At 47.9% G+C, this 12652-nt stretch carries 13 protein-coding genes and 1 other annotated feature; all 13 genes read left to right on the forward strand.

Annotated features, from left to right (window positions below; translation table 11 throughout):
* The 13 genes from ybeY (at window position 1) to KJS65_RS01395 (ending at window position 12606) form a co-directional block, all read left to right on the forward strand.
* Complete coding sequence (gene ybeY / locus KJS65_RS01335) at window positions 1–498, forward strand: rRNA maturation RNase YbeY (protein WP_213648253.1); 498 nt, start codon at window positions 1–3, stop codon at window positions 496–498.
* Complete coding sequence (locus KJS65_RS01340; protein WP_213648254.1) at window positions 498–872, forward strand: diacylglycerol kinase family protein; 375 nt, start codon at window positions 498–500, stop codon at window positions 870–872. The genes ybeY and KJS65_RS01340 overlap by 1 nt, the downstream gene beginning before the upstream one ends.
* Before the next feature lie 40 nt (window positions 873–912).
* A complete protein-coding gene (cdd, locus tag KJS65_RS01345; RefSeq protein ID WP_136606545.1) occupies window positions 913–1326 on the forward strand; it encodes a cytidine deaminase in 414 nt (137 codons plus the stop codon).
* Window positions 1327–1468: 142 nt separating this feature from the next.
* Complete coding sequence (era, locus tag KJS65_RS01350) at window positions 1469–2371, forward strand: GTPase Era (protein ID WP_213648255.1); 903 nt, start codon at window positions 1469–1471, stop codon at window positions 2369–2371.
* A gap of 108 nt (window positions 2372–2479) precedes the next feature.
* Window positions 2480–2635 (forward strand): YqzL family protein, encoded by a 156-nt coding sequence (locus KJS65_RS01355; protein ID WP_213648256.1) that lies wholly within the window; start codon window positions 2480–2482, stop codon window positions 2633–2635.
* Between the two features lie 36 nt (window positions 2636–2671).
* The gene (gene recO / locus KJS65_RS01360; protein ID WP_213648257.1) at window positions 2672–3430 is read left to right on the forward strand and encodes a DNA repair protein RecO; all 759 of its coding nucleotides are present in this window, start codon (window positions 2672–2674) and stop codon (window positions 3428–3430) included.
* Between the two features lie 61 nt (window positions 3431–3491).
* Window positions 3492–3697 (forward strand) — a binding site (T-box leader).
* A gap of 114 nt (window positions 3698–3811) precedes the next feature.
* Window positions 3812–4699, forward strand: a complete 888-nt coding sequence (gene glyQ, locus KJS65_RS01365) for a glycine--tRNA ligase subunit alpha (protein ID WP_213648258.1) — start codon at window positions 3812–3814, stop codon at window positions 4697–4699.
* Window positions 4692–6767, forward strand: coding sequence for a glycine--tRNA ligase subunit beta (gene glyS, locus KJS65_RS01370; protein WP_213648259.1), 2076 nt, complete (start codon window positions 4692–4694; stop codon window positions 6765–6767). The genes glyQ and glyS overlap by 8 nt, the downstream gene beginning before the upstream one ends.
* A gap of 181 nt (window positions 6768–6948) precedes the next feature.
* Window positions 6949–7407, forward strand: a complete 459-nt coding sequence (locus KJS65_RS01375) for a YaiI/YqxD family protein (protein ID WP_213648260.1) — start codon at window positions 6949–6951, stop codon at window positions 7405–7407.
* A gap of 49 nt (window positions 7408–7456) precedes the next feature.
* The gene (gene dnaG / locus KJS65_RS01380) at window positions 7457–9277 is read left to right on the forward strand and encodes a DNA primase (protein WP_213648261.1); all 1821 of its coding nucleotides are present in this window, start codon (window positions 7457–7459) and stop codon (window positions 9275–9277) included.
* A gap of 41 nt (window positions 9278–9318) precedes the next feature.
* On the forward strand, window positions 9319–10455 hold the full coding sequence (gene rpoD, locus KJS65_RS01385; protein WP_136606537.1) for an RNA polymerase sigma factor RpoD: 1137 nt from the start codon (window positions 9319–9321) through the stop codon (window positions 10453–10455).
* 277 nt (window positions 10456–10732) lie between these two features.
* Complete coding sequence (locus tag KJS65_RS01390; protein ID WP_213648262.1) at window positions 10733–11509, forward strand: tRNA (adenine(22)-N(1))-methyltransferase; 777 nt, start codon at window positions 10733–10735, stop codon at window positions 11507–11509.
* Complete coding sequence (locus KJS65_RS01395) at window positions 11485–12606, forward strand: Nif3-like dinuclear metal center hexameric protein (RefSeq protein WP_213648263.1); 1122 nt, start codon at window positions 11485–11487, stop codon at window positions 12604–12606. Before KJS65_RS01390 ends, KJS65_RS01395 begins: the two co-directional genes overlap by 25 nt.
* Window positions 12607–12652 lie beyond the last annotated feature (46 nt).

Below are 12652 nucleotides of genomic sequence, written 5' to 3' on the forward strand. Positions count from 1 at the left end.
ATGGGACTGCAGCTGGCATGGAATAATGAGCAAGAGGAGATTGCAATCAGTGAAGAGCTGGTATCGACGCTGGAGCTTCTGCTGCAAAAGGCAGGGGAAGTAGAAGGAGTGTTGGACGGGGAGGTGGCTCTCACCTTTGTGGACGATAAGCAGATCCATGAACTGAATATGGAATACCGCGGCATTGACCGGCCGACTGATGTACTATCCTTTGCCATGAACGAATTTACGGACGAAGAGCTGGATATCGTCTATGAGCTGGAGGAAGATGAGGAGCTGCAGGACATGCCGGAAATGCTAGGGGATATTATTATTTCCGTGAATCGTGCGCAGATCCAAAGCGAAGAATATGGACATTCCCTGGAGCGTGAGATCGGATTCCTGTTCGTTCATGGTTTTCTCCATCTCCTTGGATATGATCATCAGGACAAAGAAAGTGAAGCCGAGATGATGGGCAAGCAGGAAGCTGTCCTGGCTGAAGTAGGGCTTACACGCTAATGCGAAGGGGATCTCTCCTTGCTTCATTCGCCTATGCGGCTCAAGGAGTACGGTACGCCCTTCGAACACAGCGCAATATGAGAATCCATGCGGCAGCAGCGGTGATCGTCATTACGGCGGCAGCGCTGCTGCATTTGTCCTGGGGCAGATGGGTGGTTCTACTGCTTGCAATTACGCTGGTCATGGCCATGGAGCTGATGAACACGGCGCTGGAATCGATAGTGGACCTGGCTTCACCTGAGATTCATCCATTGGCAAAGGCAGCAAAGGATACGGCCGCAGGAGCCGTGCTCCTAGCGGCAATTTTTGCGGTTGTCGCAGGCGTCATTGTATTTTACCATCCATTCATGGATTTGCTTGGTTTGGGCGGTTAGTATATTATTGGTTTTACGGAATTTGAGGAGGTTTTTATTCATGGATTCAGCACTATTATTGCAGGAAGCAATTAAAGCACGGGCAAACGCCTATACACCGTATTCCCATTTTGGCGTAGGAGCGGCGCTGCTTGACAAGGAAGGTCATGTTCACCATGGCTGTAACGTTGAGAATGCAGCATACGGCCCTACAAACTGTGCTGAACGGACTGCACTGTTTCGGGCGATTGCAGATGGACATAAAGCAGGAAGCTTCAAGGCCATGGCCGTGGTAGGCAATACGGATGGACCCATTACACCATGCGGGGTATGCCGCCAGGTGTTGGTCGAGCTCTGCGATCCGGATATGAAGATCATTATGGGCAATATGAAGGGCGACATCAAGGAGACAACCGTACGTGATCTTCTGCCAGGGGCTTTTGGCCCGTCTGATCTTGAAAGTGCCAATAAGTAATCAGATATATTCAAAACAGTAAACATCGAACCGGGGCCCCGTCTCCGCGGCCGGCATTTATTATCTGTGCCACCGCCGGATTCAGGGCCCTGGGTGGTCTTCCCGAAAAGTGGGAAGAAACTTGAGGAGGTTAAAATAGATTATGGCGAAACCGTCATACAAATCAGGCTTTGTGGCAATTGTTGGTAGACCTAATGTGGGCAAATCGACCTTGATGAATCAGGTTATCGGTCAAAAAATTGCCATCATGTCTGACAAGCCCCAAACAACGCGCAATAAAATTCATGGGGTTTATACAACGGATCATAACCAGATCGTGTTCCTGGATACCCCGGGTATTCATAAAAGACAATCCAAGCTTGGTGATTTTATGAACAAAACGGCCTTGAACACACTTAAAGAGGTTGAAGCTGTTTTGTTCCTGGCGGATACTTCAGAAGGTTTTGGCGGCGGGGACCGGTTCATCATCGAACAGCTGAAAGACATCAAGACACCGGTCATACTTGTGCTGAACAAAATTGACAAGGTTGAGCCTGAAGCGCTGCTTCCAATGATTGAGCAGTACAGCAAGCTGCATGAATTTGCTGAGATTGTACCCATATCGGCATTGAACGGCAATAATGTGACCACGCTTTTGCAGCAGGTAGAGAAGTATTTACCAGAAGGACCGCAGTATTACCCTGCCGATCAAATTACAGATCATCCAGAGCAGTTTGTCTGTGCAGAGCTGGTTCGAGAAAAGATTCTCCATATGACACGGGAAGAGGTTCCGCACTCCATTGCAGTTACGATTGAGGACATGCATGTGCAGGAGAACGGAGTGGTACACATTTCCGCCGTCATTTTTGTGGAGAGGGATTCCCAAAAGGGCATTATTATCGGTAAACAAGGCGCTCTTCTGAAAGAAGTGGGCAAGCAGGCCCGGCAGGATATCCAAAATCTGCTTGGATCGAAGATCTTCCTGGAATTATGGGTAAAAGTAAAAAAAGACTGGCGCAATCAGGACCGCGTACTTCGTGATCTCGGCTTCCACCGCGACGCCTAAAAAGCAACTTATGCCGCTGGCAGGATTTGCTTCACATACATCCGGAGCGTTCGCCACATCCTAATTTTGAAGATGCAGACGTCATTTCCAAAGGAAGGATGAATACGAATGCGAGATTTTTCGTGGAAGTATTTTGCGATGACTGGAGATGTGGATGCTTACATGCTCTACAAAGAACATGGGGGCGTAGCAATGGCCGAAGCGGCTGCAGTGCCGGAAATGGCGGCAGCGGAAGAGACGGATAATCATGAAGAAAACGAATGATCTTTGGCTGCTCCGGGAATGGCTGGGGGAAGAGGCATGCTATACAGGGTGGAAGGGATCGTCATCCGCAGCATGGACTACGGCGAAGGGAACAAAATCATTACGATTTGCACCGAAAATGCGGGCAAAGTAGGTGTTCTTGTCCGAGGAGCAAAAAAAGTCAAAAGCCGCCATGCTGCCTTAACGCAGCTGTTTACAACAGCAGAATATGTGTTTTTTAGAAATGGGACAGGTCTGGGAACGCTAAATTCAGGCGAAATTAGCAGCTCGCATCATGTGCTCCGCCAGGATCTTATTTTGGCAGCTTACGCCTCCTATGCATGTGAACTGCTTGACCGGGTACTACATGACGAGGAAACAGGAAGCTTTTGGTTTCAACAGTTGAAGGCTTGTCTGGATGCGCTGGAGGAAGGCAAGGATCCTGGAATTATCATCAATTTGTACGAAATGAAAATACTACAGACTGCAGGATACGGACCCGAGCTCCTATCCTGCATTTCTTGCGGCAAGGATTTGTCTGAGGATGATAGCTCTGTCATAAGTCCAAGACTGGGCGGAGTCTTATGCCGTTCTTGCCGACATCTGGATCCGCCGGCGATGAAATTATCCCCCAAAAGTTTGAAGCTGCTCCGTCTTTTCGCACGACTTGATTTGAGAAGACTCGGCCATGTCGATGTGAAAGAGGAGACGAAAGCTGAACTGAAGGCAGTTATGCGTGCCTTTATGGATATGCAGCTTGGACTGAATTTGAAATCGCAAAGCTTTCTCGATCAGATGGAGAAATATGGGCTGTAGAATACAGTTGACTTATCACTGGATATTCAGTAATATAGGTTAAGTTTCTTTTTAAATTGTCTGACATGCGTTGATCGGAAAAAGTAATGATTTTATTTCCAACAGCGAACCGGGGAAGGTGCAAGCCCGGTGGAATGAATTCATGAACATGGCATCCGGGAGCATGGTATGAAATCGGCTAAAAAAGAGGATTGCTGCCTCCCTGTAAATATGGGAAATGCGATCAAGTAGGGTGGAACCGCGGGAATAACAGCTCTCGTCCCTATGTCTGTACAGCAGGCATGGGCGGGAGTTTTTTGTTTGCCCCGAAAATGTCCTGCTAGCGGATCAAGCATGCTGGCGAACGAGATTTCGTTCAAAAAAAGCAAAGGAGAGGCGCATATGAATTTTCAACAAATGATTTTGACACTGCAGCAATTTTGGGCGGAGCAGAACTGTATTATCGTGAATCCCTATGATACGGAAAAGGGAGCAGGAACGATGAACCCGATGACCTTTTTGCGTTCACTCGGACCGGAACCCTGGAAAGTAGCTTATGTGGAGCCTTCACGCCGTCCTTCCGACGGACGCTACGGCGAAAATCCAAACCGCTTGTATCAGCATCACCAGTTTCAGGTGATTATTAAACCTTCGCCTGACAATATTCAGGAACTATATTTGGAAAGCCTCAAAGCACTTGGTGTGGATGCTCTGCATCATGATATTCGTTTTGTAGAGGATAACTGGGAAAATCCATCTCTCGGCTGTGCGGGACTCGGATGGGAAGTATGGCTTGACGGTATGGAAATTACCCAATTCACGTACTTCCAGCAAGTGGGCGGTATTGAAACACATCCGGTAGCCGTTGAAATCACCTACGGTATGGAGCGGCTCGCTTCCTATATCCAGGAAAAGGAAAATGTGTTTGATCTGGAGTGGGTTGAAGGTATTCTCTACGGAGACGTATTCCATCAGCCGGAAGTTGAGCATTCAACATACACATTTGAAGTGTCTGATGTCAAAATGCTCTTCACGCTTTTTAACATGTATGAGCAGGAAGCCAAAAAGGCGATGGATCAGAACCTGGTATTTCCCGCATATGATTATGTTTTGAAATGCTCCCATACTTTTAACCTTCTGGATGCCCGTGGTGCCATCAGTGTAACCGAGCGTACCGGTTACATTACCCGGGTGCGTAATCTGGCCCGTCAGGTTGCAGCAACCTATGTGGAGGAACGCGAGAAGCTTGGCTTCCCGCTGCTGAAGAAAGGAGGCGATTTGCATGTCTAAGGATTTGTTGTTTGAAATCGGTCTTGAAGAGGTTCCTGCACGATTCCTGCGTGCGGCGATGGATCAGCTTAAGGATAAAATGGTTCAATGGCTGGAGCAATCCCGCTTGTCCCAAAGTGATGTCCAGGCCTATGCGACACCGCGGCGCCTTGCGGTGCTGATTAAGGATGTAGCAGAGAAGCAGGATGATGTGGAGGAAGAAGTAAAGGGACCTTCACGCAAAATCGCCCAGGATGAGAATGGCAACTGGAGTAAAGCTGCACTCGGGTTTGCACGCGGACAAGGCGTGGATCCTGAACAGTTCACATTTAAAGAACTGAATGGCGTTGAATATATTTATGTTACAAAAAGCAGTACAGGTGTAGAGACTTCTTCGATTCTAGCAGAAGGCTTGCTGGGTATCCTTTCTTCGATGACCTTTCCAAAAAATATGCGCTGGGGCAGCTATGATTATAAATTTGTGCGCCCGATCCGCTGGATTGTCGCATTGTTCGGATCGAATGTCATTGACATGGAAGTGACCGGCGTGAAGTCAGGCAATGTGACACGCGGTCACCGCTTTCTCGGAACGGATGCAGTTGTTTCTGAAGCATCTGCATATCCGGAAGTACTGCGCGCTCAGCATGTTATCGTCGATGTGAAGGAACGCGAAAGCATGATCTTGGAACAGATTAAAGGACTTGCTGAAGAGAAGAACTGGAAAATCGCTGTTAAGAATGACTTGTTGGAAGAGGTTCTTTTTCTCGTTGAAACACCAACTGTTCTTTTCGGCACGTTTGATCCTTCCTTCCTGAATATTCCGCAGGAAGTGCTGATAACGTCCATGAGAGAGCATCAGCGCTACTTCCCGGTATTGGATGAGCAGGGCCGTCTTCTTCCATTCTTCGTGACAGTCCGTAATGGTGATAATACATCTCTGGATGTTATCGCGAAGGGGAACGAGAAGGTTCTGAGAGCACGGCTTTCTGATGCGAAGTTCTTCTATGACGAAGATCAGAAGCTGGAAATCAAGGATGCCCTCTCCAAGCTGGAAAGCATTGTTTTCCATGAAGAGCTGGGAACGGTTGGCGATAAGGTCCGCCGCATCCGCAAAATTGCGGATCGTCTAGGAGAAGCACTGCAAATTTCCGGAACGGATCAGGAATTTGTAAGCCGCGCTGCCGATATTTGCAAATTCGACCTGGTGACACAAATGGTGTACGAGTTTCCGGAGCTTCAGGGCGTCATGGGTGAAGATTATGCCCGCAAGGCCGGGGAGAACGAAGCGGTTGCCAAGGCGGTATTTGAGCATTACCAGCCACGTTCCGCTTCGGATGAGCTGCCGTCCACAGGAGTAGGATCTATTATAAGTATTGCAGATAAAATGGATACCATTGTAGGTTGTTTCTCCATTGGCATCATCCCAACAGGATCGCAAGATCCTTATGCACTCCGCCGTCAATCGCAGGGCATTATTCAGATCTTGCTGTCCAAGCAAATGCCAATCACATTGTCACAGATATTTAATATTGCTATTGATGTTCATGCCCAGTTCCGGGAAATGAAACGTCAGGGTAGTGAAATCCGTAAAGACTTGGAGGAGTTCTTCGGTCTTCGCGTCAAAAAGATTCTGTCGGAGAATTTGCGGTACGACATTGTGGATGCCGTAATAGCTGCAGGATTTGATGATGTATTATCCGTTGTATCCCGCGGCGATTCCCTGATGAATGCCGTGAACAGCGGTGAGGATTTCAAAACGACTGTCGAATCCTTCAACCGAGTGAGCAATCTGGCGGCGAAAGCTTCCAAGGCTGTAGTCAGCGAAAGCCTCCTTCAGGAAGCTGCGGAGAAAGAACTGTATGCTGCCTGGCTTGAGGTTCAAAAGCCATATCGTACCGCCCTTGAAGAAAGAGACGGAATGAAGGCGCTGGAGCTTCTGGGACAACTTAAAGCAGCGATTACGCATTTCTTTGATTCTGTCATGGTTATGGCTGAGGATGAAAAAATTCGCGGCAACCGTCTAGGACTGCTGGCTCAGATTGATCAAGGCATGAAACAGTTTGCCGATTTCAACAAGTTGGTTTGGTAGGAATCGATTGAATACGGGTATAAACATACGGAGCGGGATGGACATAAAGTGTGTTCTCCTGCTTCCGTATCTTTTCAGAAGCTGTCAAAAGTTGTTATCCGGCAGAAAGAGGATTTTAGGTTCCCTTGCTCGTATATAATAGTACGGTAAACCATGATAACAGGGTGATCTTCTGGCTGATATGCATACGATTCAGATTGTCGTTGACGGGGATGCCTGTCCCGTGAAACATGAGATTGGCGAAGCTGCCAGAGCCTTCCGCATTCCTGTGCTGATGGTTTCTTCTTATGACCATTTTATACAGGGTGAAGAAGGCGTGCAGACCGTTCAGGTAGACCGGAGCGACCAAAGCGCCGATCTCTACATCGCCAACCATATTAGGCGAGGAGATGTCGTAACGACGCAGGACTACGGTCTGGCTGCACTTGCGCTCTCTAAAGGCTGCCATGTCATTTCATTTCGGGGACAGAGCTACAATAGTGAAAATATCGAGTTCATGCTGGATCGGCGTCATCACCAGGCCAAAGCAAGGCGAAGAGGCAGCTATGGCAAGGGTCCGAAGCCGATAACCCAGGAGGACAAGAAAATTTTTCAACAGAAACTGACAAAACTTTTGCAGGTATTGCAGGAGAATGTTTAACGGTAGCGAATAATATTTTACGTGCCTAAAAGAGATGAAGGTGGTTTAGATGAATGCCGGACAGGGTAATATTCCGGAAAAAATTATCGATGCCGTGCTCGAGCAGCATGATATTGTCGATACGGTAAGCAGGTACGTTCATCTGACCAAGCAGGGGAAATATATGAAGGGCCTCTGCCCGTTTCATTCGGAGAAGACCCCCTCTTTTACGGTAACGCCGGATCGGCAAATTTTCTATTGCTACGGCTGCGGCAAAGGTGGAAATGCCATCAAATTCAGGATGGAAATCGAAGGACTATCCTTCCCCGAAGCCGTCAAGACCATGGCAGAAGAAAGTCACATTGCACTTCCGGAAGGACAGGGGGCTGTGGTGATACCTCCGAATCCGGAGAGAGACCGACTGCTTCAGGCCTACGAATGGACTGCCAAGTTTTATAATTTTTTGCTCAAAAATACGGAGCACGGCAAAGCGGCGATGGATTATTTGCGCTCTCGCGGCTTTAACGACAAGGTGATCGATCAATTTCAAATCGGCTTCGCGCCGGATCGTTGGGACACGCTGGTTCAGTTTTTAACCAAAAGATCCTTTGAATTACACGAGATGGAAAAAGGCGGACTTCTGTCCAAGCGACATGACGGCGATGACTTTCTTGACCGTTTCCGCAGCCGCGTCATGTTTCCCATCAGTGACCGCAATGGTAAAATTATCGCTTTTGCGGGAAGAATCCTTGGCGACGGGCAGCCGAAATATTTAAACTCACCAGAAAGCAAATTGTTTAACAAAAGCCGGATATTGTACAATCTTCATCAGGCCAAACCGTCAATCCGCAAACTGCGGCAAATCGTTCTATTCGAGGGATACGGGGACGTAATATCGGCCTGGGAGGCTGGAGTGCAAAACGGTGTTGCAACAATGGGTACTTCTTTGACGGAAAGTCATGCGGCACTCATGAAAACGATGGCTGACGAAATTGTAATTTGTTATGACGGTGACCGTGCCGGGCAAGCTGCGGCAATGAAAGCCATTCCGCTGCTGGAAAGTGTGGGTCTCGTTATCAGAATTGCTGTTCTGAATGAAGGGCTCGACCCAGATGAATTCATCCAGAAATATGGTGCGGAACGTTTTACCCGGCAAATCATAGAAGGGGCCGTATCCACCACAAAATTTAAGCTTATATATCTGAAAAAAAACCATATACTGCTAGAAGAAGATGGGAAAATCGCTTATACGAAGGAAGTTCTCCCGATTATTGCTGCTCTGCCCTCATCGACCGAGAGGGAAGTTTATTTAAGGGAACTTGCCTCCGAACTTCAGCTTTCATTTGAAAGCCTCAAGCAGGATTGCAACGAGATCCGCCAGTCCATGCAAAAAAACATGCCGGATGGGGATAATAACGACAAAAGGTGGAATAATGGTAGGCATAAAAAAGGGCAGGTTCCTGCTCCAACATTGCTGCCGGCATACCATACCGGAGAACGGCGCCTTTTGGCCATGATGCTGCAGGATGCCGAAGCTGCAACCTATGTGGAACAACGGCTCGGTGACGCATTCAACATTGATGATCATGCAGCCATTGCTGCTTATCTATATGCCTACTACGCACAGGGCAAACCTCCGGATATCAGCCGTTTTATGTCATCCCTACATGATGACCGTCTGGAGAAGACCGTTAGCTCCATCTCCATGATGGACACTCCACCGGAGTGGAACATTCAGGAGTTGGATGATTGTATTCGGGAAGTACAGAAAGTTCCGCAGAAGCGGCAGATCGATAAGAAGAAAGAAGAAATGATCATTGCCGAGCGGTCAGGGGACTTTCTGCGTGCTGCACAAATTGCAAGTGAGATTATAGCCCTAGAGAGACAGTAAAGAACAGGCTTGAATGTTTCTAGGGAGGAGGGAGTCGAGTTATGGCGAATGATCAGCATACTGAACTAGAGACAGAATTTACGCTTGATCAGGTAAAAGACCAACTGATTGAACAGGGTAAAAAAAGATCTTCTTTAAATTACAAAGAAATTATGGAGAAATTATCGCCATTTGATCAAGACCCTGAACAGATGGATGAGTTTTATGAGCATCTGAGCGATATTGGGATTGATGTGGTCAACGAGAATGATGAAGACGATAACGGTATGCACCGTCCGTCCGAGGACCACGAAAACAATGATAGTGATGATTTCAGCTTTGACGACGACTTATCCCTGCCGCCGGGTATTAAGATTAATGATCCGGTACGGATGTATCTAAAGGAAATTGGCCGGGTACCTCTTTTGTCGGCTGACGATGAGGTTGAGCTTGCTAAACGAATCGAGAACGGTGACGAAGAAGCGAAGCGGCGTTTGGCTGAAGCCAACCTGCGTCTGGTGGTCAGTATCGCCAAGCGCTATGTGGGACGCGGCATGCTGTTCCTGGATCTGATTCAGGAAGGCAATATGGGCCTCATTAAAGCCGTTGAGAAGTTTGACCACAAAAAAGGTTACAAGTTCAGTACCTATGCGACATGGTGGATCCGTCAGGCCATTACCCGCGCAATTGCGGATCAGGCCAGAACAATCCGGATACCTGTACACATGGTTGAAACGATAAATAAGCTGATCCGGGTATCCCGTCAGCTGCTTCAAGAATTGGGGCGTGAACCGACGCCGGAAGAAATTGCTGCCGAAATGGAACTCAGCGTAGAAAAGGTTCGGGAGATTATGAAAATTGCCCAAGAGCCGGTATCGCTTGAAACACCAATCGGTGAAGAGGACGATTCGCATCTTGGCGACTTTATCGAGGATCAGGAAGCTTTGGCTCCAGCGGATGCAGCGGCTTACGAGCTTCTGAAGGAACAGCTTGAGGATGTGCTGGATACGCTGACAGAACGCGAGGAGAATGTTCTTCGTCTCCGCTTTGGTCTTGATGACGGCCGGACGAGAACGCTTGAGGAAGTAGGCAAAGTATTTGGCGTAACCCGTGAACGTATTCGCCAAATTGAAGCCAAGGCACTCCGTAAACTGCGTCATCCTAGCCGCAGTAAACGTCTGAAAGATTTTCTCGAATAAAACAATTCATCTGACCTTCTGCAGACTTTCGGCAGCAAGGTCTTTTTTTTCAAATGGACATAAATCTGAGAGGAAGTATTTCTTTCTTTTAGAACTATTTCCTTTATTTGTTTTTATTTTAGCTCTTTTTGAGGGGCAATGCAAATTATAATTATGCCTTTATGGAATGCCTGAGCCAAGAGCTGACGGGGAAAGTCATGTATATTTGCAGTCTGAGATCTGAATTTGTTACGGTAGAAAATGCATATGAAAAATAAAATGGATATGTGGGTGCGACATGAAATTATCAAGAAGATTAGAGATGATTATGGAGCTAATTCCTGAGAATAGCCGATTGGCTGATATCGGCTCGGATCATGCACTTCTGCCTGTGGCAGCAGTGAAATCTGGCCGGGTGTTGCAGGCTGTTGCAGGTGAAGTGAATCAGGGTCCATTCAAGGCTGCAGCTAAGCAGGTGGCTGAAGCCGGACTTCAAGGTCAAATTGCAGTCAGACGCGGTGACGGGCTGGCAGTGATTGAAGCCGGAGAAGTAGATGTAATTACGATTGCCGGTATGGGCGGGAGCTTGATTGCCAGCATTCTTGATAACAGCTTGAACAAGCTAAGAGATGTGCAGCTGCTTATCTTGCAGCCCAACGTTGGCGAAGACATCCTCCGCCGCTGGCTGATGGAGCATGGCTGGTTGCTTACGTCTGAGAAAATTCTCGAAGAAGAAGGAAAAATCTATGAGATTCTGACGGCAGTTCCCGAGCATGAAGATGAGCGGATCAGCAGTCGAATGTTATATGAGCAACAGGAATGGCCCGTCAGTAATGGAGAAGGTACTTTCACGGTTACATCAGAGCTTCTTTTACGCATGGGGCCATGGCTTCTAAAGGAACCGACATCTGTACTGAGCGATAAATGGAACAGCGAGCTTGATAAGCTTCATGGGATTCTCGAGTCGTTGTCAGCATCAAAGCAGGAATCCGCAGAGGTTAAATCGCGGCAATTGAAGCGGGAAATCGACCAAATTAAGGAGGTACTCACATGTTTGCAAAAGGACAGACTGTAATTCAGTACATGGAGCAGCTGGCTCCCAAACATTTGGCTTACCCTGATGATAAAGATAGAATAGGACTTCAGCTTGGAAACCTGCAAAAAGAAATCCAAGCCGTATTGGTGGCGCTGGACGTTAACGACGAGGTGGTAGATGAAGCAATACGTGTTGGGGCTAACCTGATTATTGCCCACCATGCCATCATATTCCGCGCTTTGAAGCAGCTGAATACAGACTCGCCAATGGGGAAATTGTACGAAAAGTTAATTAAAAATGATATCGCTGTATATATCGCACACACGAATCTGGATATTACAGAAGGCGGCATGAATGATTGGATGGCAGAAGCGCTTGGCATCCATCATACGGTGCCAATTGAAGAAACTCAGCGTGAGCAGCTGTTCAAGCTGGTTGTATTCGTCCCTAAGACCCATGCGGAACAGGTTCGCGAAGCTGTACTTGGGGCAGGAGCTGGCGCAATCGGTAACTATAGCCACTGCAGCTTTCATGTGGAGGGAACGGGTACCTTTCTCCCTCTAGAAGGAACGAATCCATTCCTTGGATCCGTAGGGAAATTGGAGAAAGCAGAGGAAATCCGCATCGAAACCATCGTGCCGCAAGGAAGCCGGAACCGTGTCATCCAGTCGATGCTCAAAGCCCATCCTTATGAGGAAGTAGCATATGATATCTACCCGCTTGATCTGAAGGGACATGCATTCGGACTTGGAAGAGTCGGAAAGCTGGAGCAGGAGCAAACGCTTGCCGCTTTTGCAGAGATTGTTAAGGAAAAACTGGATGTACCTCATGTACGCGTGGTAGGTGACCCTGAACGGATTATCAAGAAGGCGGCCGTGATTGGAGGATCCGGCAGCCGTTACTATCCGGCGGCACGTTTCCGTGGCGCAGATGTTCTGGTAACCGGCGATGTGGATTATCACACAGCTCAAGATGCGCTCCACGCCGGCATCACACTCATTGATCCGGGACATAATGCCGAGAAGATCATGAAGGTGAAAGTAGCGGAATGGATGAGTGCAATACTGGAAAAGAATCGTTATGAAACCAAGGTAATCCCGTCCAGCGTCAATACAGAACCATTCCGTTTTATGTAATTTTGAGCCGGAAGGGAAAATCCGTTAACGTTGGAAGGCGATGAGG

Source organism: Paenibacillus sp. J23TS9 (assembly GCF_018403225.1).
Taxonomy (GTDB): domain Bacteria; phylum Bacillota; class Bacilli; order Paenibacillales; family Paenibacillaceae; genus Paenibacillus_AQ.

Excerpts from the sequence above, each read along its gene's own strand:
- glyS (WP_213648259.1), top strand. The coding sequence starts at position 4,692 with ATGTCTAAGGATTTGTTGTTTGAAATCGGTCTTGAAGAGGTTCCTGCA.
- KJS65_RS01395 (WP_213648263.1), top strand. The coding sequence starts at position 11,485 with ATGTTTGCAAAAGGACAGACTGTAATTCAGTACATGGAGCAGCTGGCT.
- glyQ (WP_213648258.1), top strand. The coding sequence starts at position 3,812 with ATGAATTTTCAACAAATGATTTTGACACTGCAGCAATTTTGGGCGGAG.
- dnaG (WP_213648261.1), top strand. The coding sequence starts at position 7,457 with ATGAATGCCGGACAGGGTAATATTCCGGAAAAAATTATCGATGCCGTG.
- cdd (WP_136606545.1), top strand. The coding sequence starts at position 913 with ATGGATTCAGCACTATTATTGCAGGAAGCAATTAAAGCACGGGCAAAC.
- recO (WP_213648257.1), top strand. The coding sequence starts at position 2,672 with ATGCTATACAGGGTGGAAGGGATCGTCATCCGCAGCATGGACTACGGC.
- KJS65_RS01375 (WP_213648260.1), top strand. The coding sequence starts at position 6,949 with ATGCATACGATTCAGATTGTCGTTGACGGGGATGCCTGTCCCGTGAAA.
- KJS65_RS01355 (WP_213648256.1), top strand. The coding sequence starts at position 2,480 with ATGCGAGATTTTTCGTGGAAGTATTTTGCGATGACTGGAGATGTGGAT.
- era (WP_213648255.1), top strand. The coding sequence starts at position 1,469 with ATGGCGAAACCGTCATACAAATCAGGCTTTGTGGCAATTGTTGGTAGA.
- KJS65_RS01390 (WP_213648262.1), top strand. The coding sequence starts at position 10,733 with ATGAAATTATCAAGAAGATTAGAGATGATTATGGAGCTAATTCCTGAG.
- rpoD (WP_136606537.1), top strand. The coding sequence starts at position 9,319 with ATGGCGAATGATCAGCATACTGAACTAGAGACAGAATTTACGCTTGAT.
- ybeY (WP_213648253.1), top strand. The coding sequence starts at position 1 with ATGGGACTGCAGCTGGCATGGAATAATGAGCAAGAGGAGATTGCAATC.
- KJS65_RS01340 (WP_213648254.1), top strand. The coding sequence starts at position 498 with ATGCGAAGGGGATCTCTCCTTGCTTCATTCGCCTATGCGGCTCAAGGA.